Here is a 23,066-nt window from a genome sequence, read left to right as displayed (position 1 = left end):
GTTTAACGGGGCGCCTAAGATCAAAAGCAGATCAAGATCAAGAGCGGCTCGCTTCGCATCGTGGTTACCGTTGAGCTAACAGAGTTATGTAGATACCTATGGCCATCGCAGGCAAGCCAGCTCCCACCATTGATTTTCGGTGATTCCCAGGCAAAAAAACGCCCCGAACCAGTCGGGGCGTGATTGTTGCGCGGCACTGCGGTTAGGTCTTCCGTGGGGCCGCAGTGGCCGTGTACGCGGTGCTTAGTGGAACTGCTCTTCTTCGGTCGAACCGGTCAGCGCGGTCACGGACGAGGTGCCGCCCTGGATCACGGTGGTCATGTCGTCGAAGTAGCCGGTGCCCACTTCCTGCTGGTGCGCCACAAAGGTGTAGCCTTTGGCGGCGTCAGCGAATTCCTGCTCCTGCAGCTTCACGTAGGCCGTCATGTCGTTGCGGGCGTAGTCGTGCGCCAGGTTGAACATGCTGTGCCACATGTTGTGGATGCCGGCCAGGGTGATGAACTGGTGCTTGTAGCCCATGGCTGACAGTTCGCGCTGGAACTTGGCGATGGTCGCGTCGTCCAGGTTCTTCTTCCAGTTGAAAGAAGGCGAGCAGTTGTAGGACAGCAGTTGGTCCGGGTATTCCTTTTTGATCGCCTCGGCGAAACGACGGGCTTCGTCCAGGTCCGGCTTGGCGGTTTCGCACCAGATCAGGTCGGCGTACGGCGCGTAGGCCAGGCCACGGGCGATTGCCTGGTCGAGGCCGGCGCGCACTTTATAGAAGCCTTCCTGGGTGCGCTCGCCGGTAACGAATGGTTGGTCGTACGGGTCGCAGTCCGAGGTCAGCAAGTCTGCCGCGTTGGCGTCGGTACGGGCCAGGATGATGGTCGGTGTGCCGGCAACGTCAGCGGCCAGGCGGGCAGCGGTCAGCTTCTGCACGGCTTCCTGGGTCGGTACCAGTACCTTGCCGCCCATGTGGCCGCATTTTTTCACCGAAGCCAGCTGGTCTTCGAAGTGCACGCCGGCAGCGCCTGCCTCGATCATGCTCTTCATCAGCTCGTAGGCGTTGAGTACGCCGCCGAAACCGGCCTCGGCATCAGCCACGATTGGCGCGAAGTAGTCGATGTAGCCTTCATCGCCTGGGTTCTTGCCGGCTTTCCACTGGATCTGGTCGGCACGACGGAACGAGTTGTTGATGCGCTTGACCACGGTTGGCACCGAGTCCACCGGGTACAGCGATTGGTCGGGGTACATGGATTCAGCGGAGTTGTTGTCCGCTGCCACTTGCCAGCCGGACAGGTAGATCGCCTGGATACCGGCTTTTACCTGCTGGACTGCCTGGCCGCCAGTGAGGGCGCCCATGCAGTTGACGAAATCTTTGTCGGGACGGAAAGAAGGCTTGGCACCTTGGGTGACCAGGTTCCACAGCTTCTCGGCGCCGAGTTTTGCAAAGGTGTGCTCAGGTTGGACCGAGCCACGCAGGCGGACGACGTCAGCAGCGGAATAAGCGCGGGTCACGCCTTTCCAGCGTGGGTTTTCAGCCCAGTCTTTTTCAAGGGCTGCAATTTGCTGTTCGCGTGTCAGTGCCATGGGGAAAAACCTCGTCGCGTCTTATTTGAAGTATCCGTTTGCCAGCCCGGCATTCGTTGCCTGGGTAGGGTTGCTCGCTGACCAGAAGCTTTGGTGTTCAAGTCAAATCTGACGGAGGTAGGCGACGGGATGAACGATGGGGCTCAAGGGAGAGTTGAGCAGGTAAGGGCAAACTGCGAACGGTCTTCGGGCGTCGTGGGCCTTTGTACGATCCATCAGTGTGTAGCCGGGTTACCTGGTTGGCTTCCGTCCCTCGGGACAACTTCGTTCCAGTCGCAACCAACGTCAAACACACCTTGTGGGCGGTACAGACACGAATCGGCTCAGGTGGGTAGCTTAGAGCGGCGATCCGAAGGCCCTTGCCAGGGCCCCTGATTAGCGGGAGCGAGGCCATCATGCCCATGCTTTTTTGGCTCGTCAAATGTTTTGTAGTGCTTTTTTTTAGGCACTACATCTTTAGTCTAATGCGACTTGCCAGTCAGTTTTCGGTGCTTCAGTTCAGGGTGTCGACCTTGACCCGTAAAGTCAGGTCATCGCGGCCCTGAGTAGAGTAGCTGCGGGTTGTAGAGGATTTGTCCGCCTGGGTTTCACGATTGATGCCGGCTAGGGGGATCCACTCGCCCAAGCGGCCGCTGACGGTTGTGTCGGTGCTTTGCACGTTCACTACATCGGGACGTTCCTGGCTCATGCGGTCACGGTTGGTACTGATGGCCAGGTGCACGGTCTCGCCAGTGACGCTGGCGGTCACGTAAAAGCCTTGGGTGACGTTGCGATACTGGGTCTGGTTTTGCAGGCGGCCATAGCTGTCCTGCTGCGTGGTGGTCAGCGGCACGCTCTGGCCGACCTGTATGAGCGCGGGCACGCCTTCGCTGGCCTGAATCTGCTGCACGCCACCGTCGCGGCTGGCAGTGCCGTAGCTGATGATGCGGGTCTGGCTGTCGCCGCTGTTCTGCTGGTTGTTCTCGTTGGTATCGACGGTGATCAGCAAGCGTTTGGCCGGTGTATCCAATTGGCCGAGCAGTGCGCGCAAGCCCTCGATCCTGGCGGGCTCGGCGTTAACGATAAGCTGGTTGCCGTAGGCGCTGACGGTGCCGTCCTTGCCAATGAAGTTCTGCGCCACGGGCAGCAGGTCGGCACTGGTGCGGTTGTTCAGGTTGACGACTTCAGTGGCGGCCATGGCGCAAGCGCTGACGGTCATCACGAGGGCGGTGAGCAGGGTGCGTAGGGACATGTCCGTTATCTCTGCGAGTCATTTGCTTGATAGTGCCAGTTTGTCGGCCTGGTGGGGCGCAAGTTGAATCGTAGACAGCAAAATGCCCTGGCAGGCAGGGCATTTGTGGTGTTCCTGAGATAGTCTTCGCGAGCAAGCCCGCTCAGCCCTCGCGCACCATATCCACATGCGGAATCCCGACCTCAAGAAACTCATCGCTGACGATCTTGAATCCCAGTCGCTCATAGAACGGTGCCGCATACACCTGCGCACTCAGGAATTGCCGGGTCTGGCCGCGTTTCACGGCCTCGCCAATCACTGCTTCCATCAGCTTGTCGCCGACTTTCAGTCCGCGCCAGTCCTTGAGCACCGATACCCGACCGATCTCGCCGCTGGGCAGCAATCGAGCGGTGCCAATCGGGAAGTCGCCTTCGTATGCAAGAAAATGCATGGCGCCGGCATCGTCCGCGTCCCACTCCAATTCAGGCGGGACCGATTGTTCAGCGATGAATACCGCTTCACGAATGCGCCGAATCTCGTCGATATCCTTTCGCCAGTCCGCGACACTTACGTGAATTTTATTCATCCGCGAACCCCAGGCTGCCTTGCTTGACCAGTTCGCACAGCAGGTCGCGACCGTCTTCGTCGGCCAGCCACTCGCCCAGGTTTTCGCTGTGCAGTGCATCGGCCGAGCACACCAGCTTCAACAGTTCACGCAGTTTGCCCGGCAGGTAACGGCTCTGGCCGCTGGCGAACAGCAGTACGTCGTCATCCACTTCGGACCAGGCCAGGCGTGCGCTCGGGTTGCGCACCAGGATCGCGCCGTCTTGCAGGCTGTTGATGAAGTCTTCTTCGCCCAACTCTTCGCCGGCCACCAGTTCCGGGTAGCGTGGCTCGGTCATGAACTGGCCGAACCAGGTCAGCAGCATGCGCTCATCGCTCATGTGCTCGGCGAGCAGGCCCTTGAGGCGGTCCAGTGCGTCGCCCTGGATCTGGTGCGGGTCGCTGACCGGCTGGGCGTCGGCGTCGGTGTAGCGCTCTTCGTCGGTCAGGTACTGGCTGAGGAAGTCGGTGAAGTGGGTCAGCACTTCAGCGGCGCTCGGTGCACGGAAACCTACGGAATAGGTCATGCAGTCGTCTTCAGCAATACCGAAATGGGCCAGGCGCGGCGGCAGGTAGAGCATGTCGCCCGGCTCGAGCACCCATTCGGCGCTTTCTTCGAATTCGGCGAGGATGCGCAGGTCGGCGTGTTGCAGCAACGGGCTTTCGGAATTGCACATCTGGCCGATCTTCCAGTTGCGCTTACCCTGGGCTTGCAGCAGGAACACATCGTAGTTATCGAAATGTGGACCGACGCTGCCACCCGGCGCGGCGAAGCTGATCATCACATCATCGATACGCCAGCTCGGCAGGAAGCGGAAGTGCTCCAGCAGCTCAGCCACCTCCGGCACGAACTGGTCGACTGCCTGCACCAGCAGGGTCCACTCGCGCTCGGGCAGGGTGCTGAAAGCGTCTTCGGCGAACGGGCCGCGACGCAGTTCCCACGGGCGCTCGCCGTGTTCGATCACCAGGCGCGACTCGACTTCTTCTTCCAGGGCCAGGCCTGCCAGTTCGTCGGCGTCGATCGGGCTTTCGAAGTCAGGGATGGCCTGGCGGATCAGCAGCGGTTTTTTCTGCCAGTAGTCGCGCAGGAATTCCCGTGCCGTGATGCCGCCCAGAAGTTGAAGAGGGATATCAGGATTCATGTGTAACCTATTGAAAAAAAGCACTTTTAAGACAGGAATAAAAACGCCCGGCGCGGCCGGGCGTCTCAAAGGAGCTTGCTTGGATCAGATGCGCTTGGCTTGTTCTACAGCGTTGCCGATGTAGTTGGCCGGGGTGAGCAGTTTCAGCTGGGCCTTGGCTGCGGCTGGCATGTCCAGGCCGTCGATGAAAGTTTGCAGCGCTTCGGGGCTGATGCCCTTGCCGCGCGTCAATTCTTTCAGCTTCTCGTAGGGGTTTTCGATGTTGTAGCGGCGCATCACAGTCTGGATCGGCTCGGCCAATACTTCCCAGCACGCGTCCAGGTCAGCGGCAATCTTCTGCTCGTTGAGCTCCAGCTTGCTGATGCCTTTGAGGCTGGCTTCGTACGCGATCACGCTGTGGGCAAAACCGACGCCGAGGTTACGCAGTACGGTGGAGTCGGTCAGGTCGCGCTGCCAGCGGGAGATCGGCAACTTGCTGGCCAGGTGCTGGAACAGGGCGTTGGCGATACCCAGGTTGCCTTCGGAGTTTTCGAAGTCGATCGGGTTGACCTTGTGCGGCATGGTCGACGAACCGATTTCGCCTGCAATAGTGCGCTGCTTGAAGTAGCCCAGGGAGATGTAGCCCCAGATATCGCGATCGAAATCGATCAGGATGGTGTTGAAGCGTGCAATCGCGTCGAACAGCTCGGCGATGTAGTCGTGGGGTTCGATCTGCGTGGTGTAGGGGTTGAAGCCCAGGCCCAATTCGTCTTCGATGAAGGCGCGGGCGTTGGCTTCCCAGTCGATCTCAGGGTAGGCCGACAGGTGGGCGTTGTAGTTGCCTACGGCGCCGTTGATCTTACCCAGCAATGGCACGGCGGCGACTTGGGCGATCTGGCGCTCCAGGCGGTACACCACGTTGGCCAGTTCTTTGCCCAGGGTGGTCGGCGAGGCCGGCTGGCCGTGGGTGCGCGACAGCATCGGCACGGCAGCGAAACGGATCGCCAGCTCGCGGATGGCTTCGGCGGTCTGGCGCATCAGCGGCAGCATCACGTCATCACGGCCTTCGCGCAGCATCAGGGCGTGGGACAGGTTGTTGATGTCCTCGCTGGTGCAGGCAAAGTGGATGAACTCGCTGACCTGGGCCAGTTCCGGCAGTTGGGCCGCTTGCTCTTTGAGCAGGTATTCGATGGCTTTGACGTCGTGGTTGGTGGTGCGCTCGATCTCTTTCACACGCTCGGCGTGCTCCAGCGAGAAGTTTTCCGCCAGGGTGTTCAATACAGCGTTGGCCTCGGCGGAAAACGCCGGCACTTCGCTGATGGCGGGGTGAGTGGCCAGGCGCTGGAGCCAGCGCACTTCAACCAGGACACGGGCACGGATCAGGCCGTACTCGCTGAAAATAGGGCGCAGGGCCTGGGTTTTGCCGGCGTAGCGGCCGTCAACAGGGGAAACCGCAGTGAGCGAAGAGAGCTGCATGGGGTGTTCTCGGACAGTCGGGCAACGAAATGGGGCGCGTATCATACATGAAAAAATCCGCCGGTCCGTCGCCAACTGACCGGCGTATTACGCGTAATGGCTTGAAAACAGCCTGCTGGTGCGACTTATTCGTTGCGCATCAACGGGTAAAGCTCTTTGAGTAATTTGCGTCGGCTGATTACCAACTGCCAGCGATGACCGCCCAGTTGGCGCCACAAGCGTGCCGAACGAATACCGGCCAGAAGCAGGGCGCGGATTTTCGACGCGTTGTTGGGTTGCTGCAGGTTGCGCATGTCGCCATGCACCTGGATGCGCTGGCGCAGGGTGCTCAAGGTGTCCTGGTACAGCGCACCACAGGCGGCGATCACGTTTTCGTGGGCCGGGCCGAAGTGTTCTACCTGGGACTGGATCTGCGGCAAGCGCTTGCCGATGGTGTCCAGCAGGTCGTCGCGCTTGGCCAACTGGCGCTCAAGGCCGAGCATCGACAGGGCATAACGCAACGGCTCGCGCTGCAAAGTACTTGGGTCGCGCTCCAGGGCGCCGATCAGGGCGCGATAGCCTTCACGCAGGGCCAGGTCGTCGCCGCCGTAAACCTCAAGGGTGTCCTTGGGGTCGCGGATCAGCAGGCTGCCGAGCATGCAGGTCAGGCCGGCTTCAGTGACCTGGCCGGTCTTGGCGATCTTGTCCACCAGTACCGCAGCGAGAAAGACACCGCCAAGGGCTGTCAACTGCTCCTGGGTCGGGCTCATGCCGGGTTGCTCCAGGCTTGCGCGACTTCAATCACGCCGCCGCCCAGGCAGATCTCGCCGTCATAGAACACCACGGACTGGCCAGGGGTGACCGCGCGTTGCGGGTCATCGAAGGTGGCACGGTAGCCGGTGGCGGTCTTTTCCAGGGTGCAGGGCTGGTCGCTCTGGCGATAACGCACTTTGGCGGTCAGGCGGCGCGGGGTGCTCAGGTCGATAGGGTTGACCCAATAAATCTCGGAAGCGAGCAGGGCGCCGGAGAACAGCAGCGGGTGCTCGTTGCCCTGTCCGACCACCAGCACGTTGTTTTCCAGGTCTTTGACCAGCACGTACCACGGCTCAACACCTGCGTCTTTCAAGCCGCCGATGCCCAGGCCCTGGCGCTGGCCGATGGTGTGGTACATCAGGCCGTGGTGGCGGCCGATCACTTCACCCTCGGTGGTCTTGATCTCGCCCGGTTGCGCCGGCAGGTATTGCTTGAGGAAGTCGCTGAAGCGCCGCTCGCCGATAAAGCAGATACCGGTGGAGTCTTTCTTCTTGGCGGTGGCCAGGCCGTGTTTCTCGGCAATCTTGCGCACTTCGGGTTTTTCCAGCTCGCCGACCGGGAACAGAGTCTTGGCGATCTGTTCACCGCCCACGGCGTGCAGGAAGTAGCTCTGGTCCTTGTTCGGGTCCAGGCCCTTGAGCAGTTCGGTGCGGCCATCGATATCGCGACGGCGCACGTAGTGGCCGGTAGCTATCAGGTCGGCGCCGAGCATCATGGCGTAGTCGAGGAAGGCCTTGAACTTGATTTCGCGGTTACACAGGATGTCCGGGTTGGGCGTTCGGCCGGCCTTGTATTCGGCCAGGAAGTGCTCGAACACGTTGTCCCAGTACTCGGCGGCGAAGTTGGCGGTGTGCAGCTTGATGCCGATCTTGTCGCACACGGCCTGGGCGTCCGCGAGGTCGTCCATGGCGGTGCAGTATTCGGTTCCATCGTCTTCTTCCCAGTTCTTCATGAACAGGCCTTCCACCTCATAACCCTGCTCCATGAGCAGAACGGCGGAAACGGAAGAATCCACGCCGCCGGACATGCCGACGATGACGCGCTTCTTTTGTGTGTCAGAAGGGGCTGGATCACGCATAGGGTTTCAACGGGTGTCTTGAAAAAGGACGCGATTCTAGCAGGCCTGGGCCCGCAAGGCTAAAGAGAAGGGCGGATCAATTCGAGACTGTGGCGTTGGCCGGCCAGATAATCATCGATGCAACGGATAATCAGCTCGCTGCGCCAGTCGTCGCGCACGGCCATTAGCTCGTCACGGGTCAGCCAGCGGGCGCGCAGGATGCCTTCGTCAAGTTGATAGTCCGGGTGGTGTTTCAGTGCCTTGGCGATAAAGCAGACGCGTTGATAGGTAACCCCATTGCTGGGTGCAGTGTAGAGGTAGATGCCGACAATACCGCTGGCCTCGACATCCCAGCCGGTTTCTTCAAGGGTTTCACGCACGGCGGCTTCGGTCAGGGTTTCGTTCGGGTCCAGATGGCCGGCGGGCTGGTTGAGCACGGCGCGGCCGCCCTTGAGTTCTTCGACCATCAGGAAGCGGCCGTTGTCTTCGACGATGGTGGCGACGGTGATGTGGGGGAGCCAGGTCATTGCGAACCTCGGTATCTGGAAGGTGGCATGCTCAATGTGGGAGCTGGCTTGCCTGCGATGGCGGTGGGTCAGCTACGCCTGTATGAACTGACAGGCTGCAATCGCAGGCAAGCCAGCTCCCACATTGGATTGGGTTTCTTCAATGAAATCCCTACAAGCAGAAACCCCGGCACTTGGCCGGGGCTTCTTTGCATCCTTACAACCTTACTTCAACTTGGCAATCGCCGCATTGAGGGTGTTGCTCGGGCGCATGGCTTTGCTGGTCAGCTCAGGGTTCGGCGCGTAGTAGCCGCCGATGTCCACTGGCTTGCCCTGTACGGCGTTGAGTTCGGCAACGATGGTTGCTTCGTTCTCGGCCAGGGTTTTGGCCAGTTCGCCAAACTGCGCTTGCAGTGCAGTGTCTTCAGTCTGGGCGGCCAGGGCTTGTGCCCAGTACAGCGCCAGGTAGAAGTGGCTGCCGCGGTTGTCGATGTTGCCGACCTTGCGCGATGGCGACTTGTTGTTGTCCAGGAACTGGCCGGTGGCCTGGTCCAGGGTCTTGGACAGTACCAGGGCTTTCGGGTTGTTGTACGTCACACCCAAATGCTCAAGGGACGCGGCCAGGGCCAGGAACTCGCCCAGGGAATCCCAGCGCAGGAAGTTTTCTTCCAGCAGTTGCTGCACGTGCTTTGGAGCCGAACCGCCAGCGCCGGTTTCGAACAGGCCACCGCCATTCATCAGCGGCACGATCGACAGCATCTTGGCGCTGGTGCCCAGTTCCATGATCGGGAACAGGTCGGTCAGGTAGTCGCGCAGTACGTTGCCGGTCACCGAGATGGTGTCCAGGCCCTTGCGGGTGCGCTCCAGGGTGAACTTCATCGCATCGACCGGGGCCATGATGCGGATGTCCAGGCCTTCGGTGTTGTGGTCTTTCAGGTAAGCCTGAACTTTCTCGACCACTACGCCATCGTGGGCGCGCTTGGGGTCCAGCCAGAAAATGGCCGGGGTGTTGCTGGCGCGGGCACGGTTGACGGCGAGCTTGACCCAGTCCTGGATCGGCGCGTCTTTGGTCTGGCACATGCGGAAGATGTCGCCAGCTTCGACGTTCTGTTCCATCAGCAGGTTGCCCTGGCTGTCGGTGACGCGGACAACGCCGTCAGCCTTGATCTGGAAGGTCTTGTCGTGGGAGCCGTATTCTTCGGCTTTCTTCGCCATCAGGCCAACGTTTGGCACGCTGCCCATGGTGGTTGGGTCGAAGGCGCCATTGGCCTTGCAGTCTTCGATGACCGCCTGGTAGATGGTGGCGTAGCAGCGATCCGGGATCACAGCCTTGGTGTCGTGCAACTGGCCGTCGGTGCCCCACATCTTGCCGGAGTCACGGATCATCGCTGGCATCGAGGCGTCGACGATGACGTCGCTTGGCACGTGCAGGTTGGTGATGCCTTTGTCGGAGTTGACCATCGCCAGGGCAGGGCGAGCAGCGTAGACCGCCTGGATGTCGGCTTCGATCTGCGCTTGCTGGTCGGCCGGCAGGGCCTTGATGCGGGCGTACAGGTCGCCGATGCCGTTGTTCAGGTTGAAGCCGATCTGTTCCAGCACGGCCGCGTGCTTGGTCAGGGCGTCTTTATAGAACTCGGCAACGATCTGGCCGAACATGATCGGGTCGGAGACCTTCATCATGGTGGCTTTCAAGTGAACCGACAGCAGCACGCCTTGCTTCTTGGCGTCTTCGATTTCAGCGGCAATGAAGCTGCGCAGGGCTTTCTTGCTCAGCACGGCGGTGTCGATGATTTCGCCGGCCTGAACGCTGGTTTTTTCCTTCAGGACGGTGGTGGTGCCGTCCTTTGCAACCAGCGCAATTTTGACCGCGTCAGCGGTTTCGATCTGCACGGCTTTTTCGCTGCCGTAGAAGTCGCCGTTGTTCATGTGGGCAATGTGCGACTTGGAGTCGGCAGCCCAGGCGCCCATCTTGTGCGGGTGCTTGCGTGCATAGTTCTTGACCGACAGCGGTGCGCGACGGTCGGAGTTGCCTTCGCGCAGTACCGGGTTCACGGCGCTGCCCTTGACCTTGTCGTAACGTGCACGGGTTTCTTTTTCCGCGTCGGTGGTTACGGTTTCAGGGTAGTCCGGCAGGGCGTAGCCCTGGGCCTGCAGTTCCTTGATCGCGGCTTGCAGCTGCGGGGTCGAGGCGCTGATGTTGGGAAGCTTGATGATGTTGGCTTCAGGCGTGACGGCCAGGTCGCCCAGTTCGGCGAGGTGGTCCGGGATGGCCTTGGTGCCCAGTTGCTCGGGGAAGCTTGCGAGGATGCGCCCGGCGAGGGAAATGTCGCGGGTTTCCACGGCAATATCAGCGGAAGCGGTGAAGGCCTCTACGATAGGCAGCAGTGAATAGGTGGCGAGGGCTGGGGCTTCGTCGGTGAAGGTGTAGATGATCTTCGAGCGGGTGGGCATATTCGGATTAACTCTCTTCTTTGCTGAAAGCGTGCGCAGAAACTCGAGATGCGCCGGGTAGAGCGCGTTCGTTCAAAGTCATCCATGAGCGAAATGTCGAGGTTTCTTCGCGGTGATGTTGGTTTGCATCAGTCGAGCGTCAAGCGGGTGGGCTATGGTAATAGTCCGGCTTTCTGGCGAAAGGCTACGTTCTAGAGCGGTCCGCCGTCGTGACTCTTTGGTCAGCGGCGGCATTATACATAGGTCGCTATGCTTACGCTGAGCCTTCATACAAAAGGGGGCTCGTCCATTGGTCTAAAGGTCGCAGGTGCGTGGGGTGGTGAGATGTGCTCAAGATTGGCGCTTTTCCCTTTGCTTTCAGGCTTGTAGGCCACCAAATGTGCTGTTTTCGATGCAAATGAGCATGGCGTGAGGTTTCAGTCGCCATTTATCTGGAGTAGGCTCGAACGCAGCCAGATGTTCAATCCATAGATGGAGTTCAGCATGGGATACAAGAAGATTCAGGTTCCGGCAGTCGGCGACAAAATCACCGTCAATGCAGACCATTCTCTCAATGTTCCTGACCAACCGATCATCCCCTACATCGAAGGAGACGGTATTGGCGTCGACATCAGCCCGGTGATGATCAAGGTGGTCGATGCCGCTGTTGAAAAGGCTTACGGCGGCAAGCGCAAAATCTCCTGGATGGAGGTGTACGCTGGTGAAAAGGCCACGCAAGTCTACGACCAGGACACCTGGCTGCCCCAGGAAACCCTGGATGCGGTCAAGGATTACGTGGTTTCCATCAAGGGCCCGCTGACAACGCCAGTCGGTGGCGGTATCCGTTCGCTGAACGTGGCCCTGCGCCAGCAGCTCGACCTGTATGTGTGCCTGCGCCCTGTGCGCTGGTTCGAAGGCGTGCCCAGCCCGGTGAAAAAACCAGGCGACGTGGACATGACCATTTTCCGTGAGAACTCCGAGGATATTTACGCGGGCATCGAGTGGAAGGCCGGTTCGCCGGAAGCGATCAAGGTGATCAAGTTCCTCAAGGAAGAAATGGGCGTTACCAAGATCCGTTTCGACCAGGATTGCGGGATTGGCGTCAAGCCGGTCTCCAAAGAGGGTACCAAGCGCCTGGCGCGCAAGGCCCTGCAATATGTGGTGGATAACGATCGCGACTCGCTGACCATCGTGCACAAAGGCAACATCATGAAGTTCACCGAGGGTGCCTTCAAGGAGTGGGCCTATGAGGTGGCGGCTGAAGAGTTCGGTGCGACTTTGCTCGATGGCGGGCCGTGGATGCAGTTCAAGAACCCCAAGACCGGCAAGAATGTGGTGGTCAAAGATGCTATTGCCGACGCCATGCTCCAGCAGATCCTGCTGCGCCCGGCCGAATATGACGTGATCGCCACGCTCAACCTCAATGGTGATTACCTGTCCGACGCCCTGGCGGCTGAAGTGGGCGGTATTGGTATTGCGCCGGGGGCCAACCTGTCGGACACCGTGGCAATGTTTGAAGCCACCCACGGCACTGCGCCTAAATATGCGGGCAAGGATCAGGTCAACCCTGGGTCATTGATCCTGTCTGCGGAAATGATGCTGCGGCATATGGGGTGGGTCGAGGCAGCGGATCTGATCATCAAGGGCACCAATGGCGCGATTTCAGCCAAGACCGTGACCTATGACTTCGAGCGCCTGATGGATGGCGCTACGTTGGTGTCGTCGTCGGGCTTTGGTGATGCGTTGATCAAGCATATGTAAACAGGCACACAAAATCGGCCGCCCTGGTGATTCGGGGTGGCCGGTTTGCTTTCAGTGCTTTGTTCTGTGACTGGTCAGGCCTGCTGCTTTTCTTGTCGTGATTTCTGGCCGGGCGCCGCAACGTTTTCAACGGCAGGGCTACTAGCGGTGATTCCTTCGATCTTCACCGCATGCAAGCCCTTTGGGCCCTGGGTAATCTCAAAGGAGACCACTTGACCCGCTTTCAGCGTTTTGTACCCATCCATATTGATCGCTGAGAAATGCGCAAAGAGGTCTTCACTCTTTCCGTCTTCATTAATGAAGCCGTAACCCTTGGCATTGTTGAACCACTTGACCTTACCACTAGCCATTCCCTTATCCCTCTGCACCAGACTCCATCACTGGAGTATCATCCTGTCTATCCGTCCTAACCCGAATAAATAAGGTTGACTGCGCGGACCTTTTTTACCCACTGTGGGCTCTATTTGTTGTAACACCGATTCGCCGATAGTCAAGGTGACCCAAGAGTCAGAGTTGAAATTCTGACAGGTCGCCCCCACCACTGTAATTGAACCACTGACGAACCTTTCTTTCCCATGCATGCAAACAGCCAGATTCGACTAACATTCAATCAGGATCGCCCGGATCAGGAACATGACGACGACGGTTCTGCAGGCATTGCTGTTCAGGAGGCCAAGCCTGCTTTACAGGCGCCGCCGATGTACAAGGTGGTTTTGTTCAATGATGACTACACACCGATGGATTTCGTCGTCGAAGTGCTCGAGGTGTTTTTTAACCTGAACCGCGAGTTGGCGACCAAGGTAATGCTGGCCGTTCACACAGAAGGACGGGCAGTATGTGGAGTGTTTACCCGCGACATCGCCGAGACAAAGGCCATGCAGGTCAACCAGTACGCCAGGGAAAGCCAGCATCCGCTACTCTGTGAAATCGAGAAGGACGGTTAACGCCGACCACTTGGGTATGAGGTGAAGCTATGTTAAACCGCGAGCTCGAAGTCACCCTCAATCTTGCCTTCAAGGAGGCTCGTTCGAAGCGTCATGAATTCATGACCGTCGAACACCTGCTGCTGGCACTTTTGGATAACGAAGCTGCCGCCACCGTTCTACGTGCGTGCGGCGCCAACCTCGACAAGCTCAAGCATGACCTGCAGGAGTTTATCGACTCCACCACGCCACTGATCCCCGTGCATGACGAGGACCGCGAAACCCAGCCAACCCTGGGGTTCCAGCGGGTATTGCAGCGTGCTGTGTTCCACGTACAGAGCTCCGGTAAGCGTGAAGTCACGGGCGCGAATGTGCTTGTGGCAATTTTCAGCGAACAGGAAAGCCAGGCCGTGTTCCTGCTCAAGCAGCAGAGCGTTGCCCGTATTGATGTAGTCAATTACATCGCCCACGGTATCTCTAAAGTGCCTGGGCACGGCGATCATTCCGAGGGTGAGCAGGATATGCAGGACGAGGAGGGCGGTGAGTCTTCTTCTTCAAGCAATCCGCTGGATGCCTATGCCAGCAACCTCAATGAAATGGCGCGCCAGGGGCGGATCGATCCGCTGGTGGGGCGTGAGCATGAGGTTGAACGTGTAGCGCAGATACTTGCGCGTCGTCGCAAGAACAACCCGTTGCTGGTGGGCGAGGCGGGCGTGGGTAAGACCGCGATTGCCGAAGGCCTGGCCAAGCGCATTGTCGACAACCAGGTGCCAGACCTGCTGGCCAGCAGTGTCGTCTATTCCCTTGACCTGGGCGCGTTGCTCGCCGGGACCAAGTACCGTGGCGATTTCGAGAAACGCTTCAAGGCGTTGCTCGGTGAGTTGAAAAAGCGTCCACAGGCCATCCTGTTCATCGACGAGATCCATACCATCATTGGCGCCGGTGCAGCTTCCGGTGGGGTGATGGACGCTTCCAACCTGCTCAAGCCACTGCTGTCCTCGGGTGATATCCGTTGCATTGGCTCGACCACGTTCCAGGAATTCCGCGGCATCTTCGAAAAAGACCGTGCCCTGGCGCGTCGCTTCCAGAAAGTCGACGTGTCCGAGCCGTCGGTTGAAGACACCATCGGTATCCTGCGCGGGCTCAAGGGGCGTTTTGAAGCGCACCATGGCATCGAATACACCGATGAGGCCTTGCGTGCGGCGGCTGAGCTGGCGTCGCGCTACATCAATGACCGGCATATGCCTGACAAGGCCATCGATGTGATCGACGAAGCGGGTGCCTACCAGCGCCTGCAGCCGGTCGAGAAGCGCGTGAAGCGCATCGACGTGCCTCAAGTCGAGGACATCGTGGCCAAGATCGCGCGGATTCCGCCAAAACACGTCACCAGTTCCGACAAGGAGTTGCTGCGTAACCTGGAGCGCGACCTCAAGCTCACTGTGTTTGGCCAGGATGCGGCCATCGACTCGCTGTCCACGGCGATCAAGTTGTCGCGTGCTGGCCTCAAGTCGCCGGACAAGCCAGTCGGTTCGTTCCTGTTTGCAGGCCCGACTGGCGTCGGCAAGACCGAGGCGGCTCGCCAGCTGGCCAAGGCCATGGGCATCGAACTGGTCCGTTTCGACATGTCCGAGTACATGGAGCGCCACACTGTGTCGCGCTTGATCGGTGCGCCTCCGGGCTATGTCGGCTTCGACCAGGGCGGCCTGTTGACCGAGGCGATCACCAAGCAGCCACATTGCGTATTGCTGCTCGATGAAATCGAAAAGGCTCACCCGGAAGTCTTCAACCTGCTATTGCAGGTCATGGACCACGGGACCCTGACCGACAACAACGGGCGCAAGGCGGACTTCCGCAACGTGATCGTGATCATGACCACCAACGCCGGTGCCGAAACAGCGGCGCGGGCTTCGATCGGCTTTACGCATCAGGATCACTCCTCCGATGCCATGGAAGTCATCAAGAAGAGCTTCACGCCGGAGTTCCGCAACCGCCTGGACACCATTATCCAGTTTGGTCGCCTCAGCCATGAGGTCATCAAAAGCGTGGTGGACAAGTTCCTCACCGAGCTTCAAGCGCAGTTGGAAGACAAGCGCGTGCAGCTGGATGTGACGGAAGCGGCTCGCAGTTGGATCGCAGAGGGCGGCTACGATGCGGCAATGGGCGCACGCCCAATGGCGCGTCTGATCCAGGACAAGATCAAGCGGCCGCTGGCCGAAGAGATCCTGTTCGGCGAACTCTCCGACCATGGTGGGGTGGTACACATCGACCTGAAGGACGGCGAGCTGACCTTCGAGTTCGAGACCACGGCTGAAATGGCCTGATCGTTAGCTGCAACATTGCAAGAGGCGCCGAAAGGCGCCTTTTTGCTGTCTGAAATACGGTTACGAGACAATGACGGTCAACTGTGGGAGCTGGCTTGCCTGCGATAGCGGCGGGTCAGATATAGATGTGCTATTGAAGGGCCGCCATCGCAGGCAAGCCAGCTCCCACGCAGTCAAGTGGTGACTGTTAAATCCTGCGCGCACAAAAACGCCCGGCATAACCGGGCGTTTTGTATTGACTTGCTTAGCGAGCGCGGTAAGTGATGCGCCCTTTGCTCAAGTCATAGGGCGTCAGCTCGACGCGCACTTTGTCACCGGTAAGAATACGAATGTAGTTCTTGCGCATCTTGCCGGAGATATGCGCGGTTACGACGTGCCCATTTTCCAACTCCACACGAAACATGGTGTTGGGCAGGGTGTCGACGACAGTGCCTTCCATTTCGAAGCTGTCTTCTTTCGACATGCAGTAAAGCCCTCGGTATCCAGTGAATGGCCCGGTGCAACTGCGCCAGGCAAAAGCGGCGTGCATTGTGCCCGAAAAAGGGTGTTCAAGCCAAGGGGTTCTAGTTAAGCGTGACCCATCTTTGATTAATCAGCAGTTCAATGGGCCGATATTGGGTCTTGTAGTTCATCTTTTTGCAGTTCTTGATCCAGTATCCGAGGTACACCGCGTCCAGCTCCAGGCGCAGCGCTTCGCCTATTTGCCAGAGGATGGCGAAGCGCCCGAGGCTGCGGCGTTCTTCGGTCGGTTCATAGAAGGTGTACACCGCCGAGAGGCCGTTGGGCAGTAGGTCGGTCACCGCCACGGCCAGCAGGCGGCCGTCGAGGCGGAACTCGTAGAAACGCGAAAAAGGCAAGTCACGCACCAGGAATGTGGAGAACTGGTCGCGGCTGGGCGGATACATATCGCCGTCGGCATGACGCTGCTCGATATAGCGTTGGTAGAGATCGAAATATTCTTCGCTGTATTGGGGTTTGGTGGCTTGTACTGTCAGGTCAGCGTTGCGCTTTAGAATGCGTTTCTGATTACGGTCGGGCGAAAACTGCGCAACCGGGATACGCGCAGGCACGCACGCGTTGCAGTTCTGGCAATGGGGGCGATACAGGTGATCGCCGCTGCGCCGGAAGCCCATCTCGGACAGGTCGGCATACACATGCACGTCCATGGGCTGGCTGGGATCGAGGAACAGCGTGGTGGCCTGCTCGTCGGGCAGATAGCTGCATGAGTGGGCTTGAGTGGCATAGAACTTCAAGCGCGCCAGCTCGGTCATGATCAACCCTCGGGATAAGCTTTGAAATAAGTGTAAGCCACGTGCGCGAAAGTCGCCTAGGAAACCCACGGCCCAGCGTTGGGTTGGTCCAGATGTTTATGCAGGAAGTCAGCGAAGACGCTGCGGGGTATGCCGCGGGCACCCAGGCTGTGCAAGTGATCGTTGGGCATCTGGCAATCGATCAGCACAAATCCCCAGGCTTGCAGTTGCCGGGTCAATGTGGCGAAACCGAATTTGGAGGCGTTGTCGGCGCGGCTGAACATGGACTCGCCAAAAAACAACTGGCCCATCGCCAGGCCATACAGGCCACCCACCAGTTCGCCCTGGTCCCAGACCTCGACGGAATGCGCGTAGCCGCGCTGGTGCAGCTCCAGATAAGCCTTCTGGATACCTTCGGTGATCCAGGTGCCATCGGCGTAGGCACGGGGCGCTGCGCAGGCTTGGATGACGGCGGCGAAATCCTGGTCGAAGGTCACGGTATAGCGCTGCTGGCGCAATAATTTGCCCAGGCTGCGGGAAACATGCAGCTCGTCGGGGAATATCACTGTGCGAGGGTCGGGTGACCACCAGAGGATAGGCTGGCCTTCGGAGAACCAGGGGAAGCAGCCATGGCGATAGGCCTGGATCAGTCGTTCTGCCGACAGGTCGCCACCGGCGGCGAGCAGGCCGTTGGGTTCGCGCATGGCCTTGGCCAAGGGAGGGAACGTCAGGGTGTCGCGTTGTAACCAGGTCAGCATGGCATCCAGGCTTACGGAAGGGGAGGGGAGTGGCAGGTCATGCACCTGCGCCGCAAGCGTTGATTATTGACGACCCTGCGCCATGGAGCCAGCCCGAATAGGCGATTGACGAGGATTAGCATGAACGGGTGTTTCTGCAACTCTGTACACAGGGTGTGGTCGTAATCGGGTCTGGTGCATGCCGGCCATTTGCCAAGCTTGCCTGGATTGCTAAATACAGCTCATAAGCCTTTGTCAGCAAAGGCAATGCATGCTCAAATTGTCCGTGCAGTCAGGTGAAGGGCAAGTGTGTGGCATCGCGCACGCAAACCCGTACAATGCGGCCATTGTGGCGTTATCGCCATTTCACCTATCCGTCACCGGGTGTTAAAAGTAGATTCAGCAACATTCGTTCATTTTTCAACTGTTCCGGATAGAACAGTCGTGTGTAGTCATTCAACAGATGGACGCGCTAAAGGCGCAGGAATAGACCCGTTTTGAAGAAATCCGCCGCAGCACCTAAAGCAGCAGTCGTACCGGCCTGGCGCCAGCACCTGCATTACCGACTCAAGGAAGGCGCACTGATTGCCATCGGTGCGCTGTGCCTGTTCCTGATGATGGCCTTGCTGACCTATGGCAAGGACGATCCGGGCTGGAGCCATAACAGCAAGATCGATGACGTGCAGAATTTCGGCGGCCCTGTAGGTTCCTACAGCGCCGATATCCTCTTCATGATCCTGGGTTACTTTGCCTACATTTTCCCGCTGTTGCTGGCGATCAAGACCTGGCAGATCTTCCGCCAGCGTCACGAGCCGTGGCAGTGGAGCGGCTGGCTGTTCTCCTGGCGCCTGATCGGCCTGGTGTTCCTGGTATTGTCGGGCGCTGCGCTGGCGCATATTCACTTCCATGCCCCGACCGGTCTGCCGGCGGGCGCGGGCGGGGCCCTGGGCGAAAGCCTTGGCGACCTGGCGCGCAGGACCCTGAATATCCAGGGCAGCACCCTGATGTTCATCGCGCTGTTCCTGTTCGGCCTCACGGTATTCACCGACCTGTCATGGTTCAAGGTGATGGACGTGACCGGCAAGATCACCCTCGACCTGTTCGAATTGTTCCAGGGCGCCGCCAACCGTTGGTGGGCCGCCCGTGTCGAGCGCAAGCAAATGGTTGCGCAGCTGCGTGAGGTCGACACCCGTGTCAACGAGGTGGTGGCCCCAAGCACGCCGGATCGGCGCGAGCAAGCCAAGGTCAAGGAGCGCTTGATCGAGCGCGAGCAGGCCCTGAGCAAGCACATGTCGGACCGTGAAAAGCAGGTGCCGCCCGTGATCGCCCCGGCACCGCCCAAGGCGCCGGAGCCGAGCCATCGCGTGCAAAAAGAGAAGCAGGCACCGCTGTTCATCGACAGCGCCGTCGAAGGCACCTTGCCGCCGATCTCGATTCTGGACCCGGCCGAAAAGAAACAACTCAACTATTCCCCCGAATCCCTGGCGGCCGTCGGCCACCTGCTGGAAATCAAGCTCAAGGAATTCGGCGTCGAAGTGTCGGTGGACTCGATCCATCCGGGCCCGGTGATTACCCGTTACGAAATCCAACCGGCCGCCGGGGTAAAAGTCAGCCGCATTTCCAACCTGGCCAAAGACTTGGCACGTTCCCTGGCCGTGACCAGCGTGCGTGTGGTGGAAGTGATCCCGGGCAAGACCACCGTGGGTATCGAGATTCCCAACGAAGACCGCCAGATCGTGCGCTTCTCCGAAGTGCTGTCGACGCCGGAATACGACAACTTCAAATCACCGGTCACCCTGGCGCTCGGCCATGACATCGGCGGCAAGCCGGTGATTACCGACCTGGCGAAAATGCCGCACCTGCTGGTAGCCGGTACCACCGGTTCCGGTAAATCGGTGGGTGTGAACGCCATGATCCTGTCGATCCTGTTCAAGTCCGGGCCGGATGACGCCAAGCTGATCATGATCGACCCGAAGATGCTGGAACTGTCGATCTACGAAGGCATCCCGCACCTGCTGTGCCCGGTGGTCACCGACATGAAGGACGCCGCCAACGCCCTGCGCTGGAGCGTTGCCGAGATGGAGCGCCGCTACAAGCTGATGGCGAAGATGGGCGTGCGGAACCTGTCGGGCTTCAATGCCAAGGTCAAGGAAGCCCAGGACGCCGGCACACCGCTGACCGACCCGCTGTACAAGCGCGAAAGCATTCACGATGAAGCACCACTGCTGACCAAGTTGCCGACCATCGTGGTGGTGGTCGATGAATTTGCCGACATGATGATGATCGTCGGCAAGAAGGTTGAGGAGCTGATCGCCCGTATCGCCCAGAAGGCGCGGGCGGCGGGTATCCACTTGATCCTCGCGACACAGCGGCCGTCGGTGGACGTGATCACCGGCCTGATCAAGGCCAACATTCCGACGCGCATGGCGTTCCAGGTCTCCAGCAAGATCGACTCGCGCACTATCATTGACCAGGGTGGCGCCGAGCAACTGCTGGGCCACGGTGACATGCTCTACATGCCGCCGGGCACCAGCCTGCCGATCCGCGTTCACGGCGCCTTTGTTTCCGATGACGAAGTCCACCGTGTGGTCGAAGCCTGGAAACTGCGCGGCGCGCCCGAGTACAACGACGACATCCTCAACGGCGTCGAAGAAGCCGGCAGCGGCTTTGAAAATGGCGGCGGTGGCGGTGATGACGATGCCGAGACCGACGCTTTGTATGACGAAGCCGTGGCCTTCGTACTGGAAAGCCGCCGTGCCTCGATTTCGGCGGTGCAGCGCAAGCTTAAAATCGGCTACAACCGCGCCGCCCGCATGATCGAAGCCATGGAAATGGCCGGCGTGGTGACCGCAATGAACACCAATGGCTCGCGTGAAGTCATCGCCCCCGGGCAGATGCGCGACTGATTCCGCGCCGCGTGGCAACACGCAGCGTGCCCTGACTACTCAATGAGGACTCCCATGCGCTTTATCCGCATGCTGTTGTTGCCAGCCCTGGCCTTGACCGCTGTTTCGGCTCACGCTGACCCGGCTTCCGTCGCCAGCCTGAAGAACCTGTTGGACAAATCCCAGACCCTCACCGCGCGCTTCTCCCAGCTGACCCTGGATGCCGGCGGCACCCAGTTGCAGGAAACAGCCGGTGAAATGGCCGTGCAGCGCCCAGGGCTGTTCTACTGGCATACCGAAGGCAAGGCGGAGCAGACCATCGTTTCCGACGGCCAGAAAGTCACGCTGTGGGACCCGGACCTGGAACAGGCGACCATCAAGAAGCTCGATCCGCGCCTGAACCAGACCCCGGCACTGCTGCTGTCGGGTGATGTGTCGAAAATCAACGACAGCTTCGACATCACCTCCAAGCAGACCAGCAACGTCATCGAGTTCACCCTCAAGCCAAAATCCAAGGATACGCTGTTTGACACGCTGTCCCTGTCGTTCGGCAACGGCGTGATCAACAACATGCGCTTGGTCGACAGCGTCGGCCAGCGCACCGATATCCTGTTCTCCGGGGTCAAGGCCAACCAGCCGGTGCCCGCGTCCAAGTTCAAGTTCGACATCCCCAAGGGTGCCGACGTGATCCAGGAATAAACTGCCCAGAGGTTTCAAACGCTGCCCATGGATCTGTTTCGAAGTGACCCGATTGCCCAGCCGTTGGCCGCGCGCTTGCGTTCGACCAACCTGGATGAGTACGTCGGTCAGGAACACCTGCTCGCTCGGGGCAAGCCCTTGCGCGAAGCTCTGGAGCAGGGTGCGCTGCATTCGATGATTTTCTGGGGCCCGCCGGGCGTGGGCAAGACCACTTTGGCGCGGTTGTTGGCGAAAGTCTCGGACGCGCACTTTGAAACGGTCTCGGCGGTGCTCGCCGGGGTCAAGGAGATCCGCCAGGCGGTGGAAGTCGCCAAGCAGCAGGCCGGGCAATACGGCAAGCGCACTATCCTGTTCGTCGACGAAGTGCATCGCTTCAACAAGTCGCAGCAGGATGCGTTCCTGCCTTATGTCGAGGACGGTACGCTGATCTTTATCGGCGCCACCACCGAAAACCCTTCCTTTGAATTGAACAACGCCTTGTTGTCACGGGCGCGGGTCTATGTGCTCAAGAGCCTGGATGAAGCGGCGATGCAAAAGCTGCTGCACCGTGCCTTGAGCGAAGACAAGGGGCTGGGCAAGCGCCAGCTGAGCCTCAGCGATGAAGGCTTCAAGATTTTGCTGACCGCCGCCGATGGTGACGGGCGCCGCTTTCTCAACCTGCTGGAGAATGCTTCCGACCTGGCCGAAGACGGCGGCGAGATTGGCGTCGACCTGTTGCAAAGCTTGCTCGGTGATACACGCCGTCGTTTCGACAAGGGCGGCGAAGCCTTCTACGACCAGATTTCCGCGCTGCACAAATCCGTACGCGGTTCCAACCCTGATGGCGCGCTGTATTGGTTTGCGCGCATGATCGATGGCGGTTGCGACCCGCTGTACCTGGCGCGTCGTGTGGTGCGCATGGCCAGCGAAGACATCGGCAATGCCGACCCGCGGGCCCTGAGCCTGTGCCTGGCCGCCTGGGAGGTGCAGGAGCGCCTCGGCAGTCCGGAAGGCGAGCTGGCGGTGGCCCAGGCCATCACTTACCTGGCCTGCGCGCCCAAAAGCAACGCGGTATACATGGGCTTCAAGTCGGCCCTGCGTGCGGCCGCCGAGCATGGTTCCCTCGAAGTGCCGCTGCACCTGCGCAACGCGCCGACCAAGCTGATGAAGCAGCTGGGGTATGGCGACGAATACCGTTATGCCCACGATGAGCCGGACGCCTACGCGGCCGGCGAAGACTACTTCCCGGATGAGCTGGAGCCGCAGCCGTTCTACCAGCCAGTGCCCCGTGGCCTGGAACTGAAGATCGGCGAGAAGCTCAACCACCTGGCCACCCTTGACCGTCTGAGCCCCAGGCAGCGGAGAAAAACATGATTCCTTTAGTGGTCGCCGTCTCGGCGGGAGGTATCGCCGGTACACTGCTGCGCTTCGCCACCGGCAATTGGATCAACGCCAATTGGCCGAAACACTTCTATACGGCGACGCTCGCCGTTAATATCGTGGGCTGCCTGTTGATCGGCTTGTTATACGGCCTGTTTTTGTTACGCCCGGAAGTGCCTGTCGAGGTACGTGCCGGCCTGATGGTTGGCTTTCTTGGCGGCCTGACGACTTTTTCATCCTTTTCACTGGATACCGTGCGCCTGCTGGAAAGCGGGCAAGTGCCGCTGGCGATTGGCTATGCGGCCATCAGCGTATTCGGCGGGCTGCTCGCCACCTGGGCTGGCCTGTCCTTGACCAAACTTTGATA

General features: G+C 59.6%; 20 protein-coding genes. 7 read left to right on the top strand and 13 right to left on the bottom strand.

Features of this window, described 5'->3' with window-relative positions; all coding sequences use genetic code 11:
- Positions 1-243: 243 nt before the first annotated feature.
- The 9 genes from aceA to GIV35_RS08795 form a co-directional block, all read right to left on the bottom strand.
- Positions 244-1,569, bottom strand: a complete 1,326-nt coding sequence (gene aceA, locus GIV35_RS08835) for an isocitrate lyase (RefSeq protein ID WP_003174717.1) — start codon at positions 1,567-1,569, stop codon at positions 244-246.
- A 493-nt stretch (positions 1,570-2,062) separates the two neighbouring features.
- A complete protein-coding gene (locus GIV35_RS08830; RefSeq protein WP_014718909.1) occupies positions 2,063-2,800 on the bottom strand; it encodes a secretin N-terminal domain-containing protein in 738 nt (245 codons plus the stop codon).
- Between the two features lie 142 nt (positions 2,801-2,942).
- The gene (locus GIV35_RS08825) at positions 2,943-3,365 is read right to left on the bottom strand and encodes a GNAT family N-acetyltransferase (RefSeq protein ID WP_003192105.1); all 423 of its coding nucleotides are present in this window, start codon (positions 3,363-3,365) and stop codon (positions 2,943-2,945) included.
- Positions 3,358-4,524: a ribosomal protein uL16 3-hydroxylase gene (locus GIV35_RS08820; protein WP_014718907.1), complete on the bottom strand. Its 1,167-nt coding sequence runs from the start codon at positions 4,522-4,524 to the stop codon at positions 3,358-3,360. Before GIV35_RS08820 ends, GIV35_RS08825 begins: the two co-directional genes overlap by 8 nt.
- Before the next feature lie 84 nt (positions 4,525-4,608).
- Positions 4,609-5,979, bottom strand: coding sequence for an adenylosuccinate lyase (gene purB, locus GIV35_RS08815; protein WP_223023839.1), 1,371 nt, complete (start codon positions 5,977-5,979; stop codon positions 4,609-4,611).
- 125 nt (positions 5,980-6,104) lie between these two features.
- The gene (hflD, locus tag GIV35_RS08810) at positions 6,105-6,728 is read right to left on the bottom strand and encodes a high frequency lysogenization protein HflD (protein ID WP_003192101.1); all 624 of its coding nucleotides are present in this window, start codon (positions 6,726-6,728) and stop codon (positions 6,105-6,107) included.
- Positions 6,725-7,849, bottom strand: a complete 1,125-nt coding sequence (mnmA, locus tag GIV35_RS08805; protein ID WP_054917266.1) for a tRNA 2-thiouridine(34) synthase MnmA — start codon at positions 7,847-7,849, stop codon at positions 6,725-6,727. The genes hflD and mnmA overlap by 4 nt, the downstream gene beginning before the upstream one ends.
- 59 nt (positions 7,850-7,908) lie before the next feature.
- Entirely contained in the window at positions 7,909-8,355 is a 447-nt protein-coding gene (locus GIV35_RS08800) for an NUDIX hydrolase (RefSeq protein WP_223023840.1), read from the bottom strand.
- A 204-nt stretch (positions 8,356-8,559) separates the two neighbouring features.
- Positions 8,560-10,785 carry an NADP-dependent isocitrate dehydrogenase gene (locus GIV35_RS08795; RefSeq protein WP_223023841.1) on the bottom strand — a complete coding sequence of 742 codons (2,226 nt, stop codon included), beginning with the start codon at positions 10,783-10,785 and terminating at the stop codon, positions 8,560-8,562.
- 483 nt (positions 10,786-11,268) lie between these two features.
- Here GIV35_RS08795 and icd point away from each other — a divergent pair, with 483 nt between their 5' ends.
- Positions 11,269-12,525: an NADP-dependent isocitrate dehydrogenase gene (icd, locus tag GIV35_RS08790; RefSeq protein ID WP_005789095.1), complete on the top strand. Its 1,257-nt coding sequence runs from the start codon at positions 11,269-11,271 to the stop codon at positions 12,523-12,525.
- A 74-nt stretch (positions 12,526-12,599) separates the two neighbouring features.
- Here icd and cspD read toward each other — a convergent pair whose 3' ends face one another.
- Entirely contained in the window at positions 12,600-12,875 is a 276-nt protein-coding gene (gene cspD, locus GIV35_RS08785; protein ID WP_213153758.1) for a cold shock domain-containing protein CspD, read from the bottom strand.
- A gap of 225 nt (positions 12,876-13,100) precedes the next feature.
- Between cspD and clpS the strand changes: the two genes are divergently transcribed.
- Entirely contained in the window at positions 13,101-13,469 is a 369-nt protein-coding gene (clpS, locus tag GIV35_RS08780; RefSeq protein ID WP_005789091.1) for an ATP-dependent Clp protease adapter ClpS, read from the top strand.
- A 29-nt stretch (positions 13,470-13,498) separates the two neighbouring features.
- Positions 13,499-15,769 (top strand): ATP-dependent Clp protease ATP-binding subunit ClpA, encoded by a 2,271-nt coding sequence (gene clpA / locus GIV35_RS08775; RefSeq protein WP_003192090.1) that lies wholly within the window; start codon positions 13,499-13,501, stop codon positions 15,767-15,769.
- Positions 15,770-16,013: 244 nt separating this feature from the next.
- Here clpA and infA read toward each other — a convergent pair whose 3' ends face one another.
- The 3 genes from infA to aat all read right to left on the bottom strand — a co-directional run bounded on the left by infA (position 16,014) and on the right by aat (position 17,777).
- Positions 16,014-16,232 carry a translation initiation factor IF-1 gene (gene infA, locus GIV35_RS08770; protein WP_002553999.1) on the bottom strand — a complete coding sequence of 73 codons (219 nt, stop codon included), beginning with the start codon at positions 16,230-16,232 and terminating at the stop codon, positions 16,014-16,016.
- A gap of 100 nt (positions 16,233-16,332) precedes the next feature.
- Positions 16,333-17,040 (bottom strand): arginyltransferase, encoded by a 708-nt coding sequence (locus GIV35_RS08765; RefSeq protein WP_236264901.1) that lies wholly within the window; start codon positions 17,038-17,040, stop codon positions 16,333-16,335.
- A 56-nt stretch (positions 17,041-17,096) separates the two neighbouring features.
- Positions 17,097-17,777 carry a leucyl/phenylalanyl-tRNA--protein transferase gene (aat, locus tag GIV35_RS08760; protein ID WP_034127879.1) on the bottom strand — a complete coding sequence of 227 codons (681 nt, stop codon included), beginning with the start codon at positions 17,775-17,777 and terminating at the stop codon, positions 17,097-17,099.
- 476 nt (positions 17,778-18,253) lie between these two features.
- On the opposite strand from aat, the gene ftsK reads away from it, so the two are divergent.
- The 4 genes from ftsK to crcB are packed head-to-tail and all read left to right on the top strand — an operon-like array spanning position 18,254 to position 23,064.
- Positions 18,254-20,662 (top strand): DNA translocase FtsK, encoded by a 2,409-nt coding sequence (ftsK, locus tag GIV35_RS08755; protein WP_032896677.1) that lies wholly within the window; start codon positions 18,254-18,256, stop codon positions 20,660-20,662.
- 54 nt (positions 20,663-20,716) lie between these two features.
- Complete coding sequence (gene lolA / locus GIV35_RS08750) at positions 20,717-21,340, top strand: outer membrane lipoprotein chaperone LolA (RefSeq protein WP_003174700.1); 624 nt, start codon at positions 20,717-20,719, stop codon at positions 21,338-21,340.
- Positions 21,341-21,367: 27 nt separating this feature from the next.
- Positions 21,368-22,693, top strand: a complete 1,326-nt coding sequence (locus GIV35_RS08745; RefSeq protein WP_105227158.1) for a replication-associated recombination protein A — start codon at positions 21,368-21,370, stop codon at positions 22,691-22,693.
- Positions 22,690-23,064, top strand: a complete 375-nt coding sequence (gene crcB, locus GIV35_RS08740) for a fluoride efflux transporter CrcB (protein ID WP_236264899.1) — start codon at positions 22,690-22,692, stop codon at positions 23,062-23,064. Before GIV35_RS08745 ends, crcB begins: the two co-directional genes overlap by 4 nt.
- The last annotated feature ends 2 nt before the right edge of the window (positions 23,065-23,066 follow it).

Source organism: Pseudomonas sp. PA-1-6B (assembly GCF_021609545.1).
In the GTDB taxonomy this organism is placed as follows: domain Bacteria; phylum Pseudomonadota; class Gammaproteobacteria; order Pseudomonadales; family Pseudomonadaceae; genus Aquipseudomonas; species Aquipseudomonas fluorescens_BV.
Note: the sequence above shows the minus strand (reverse complement) of the source record. Positions and strands in the feature narration are given on the sequence as shown.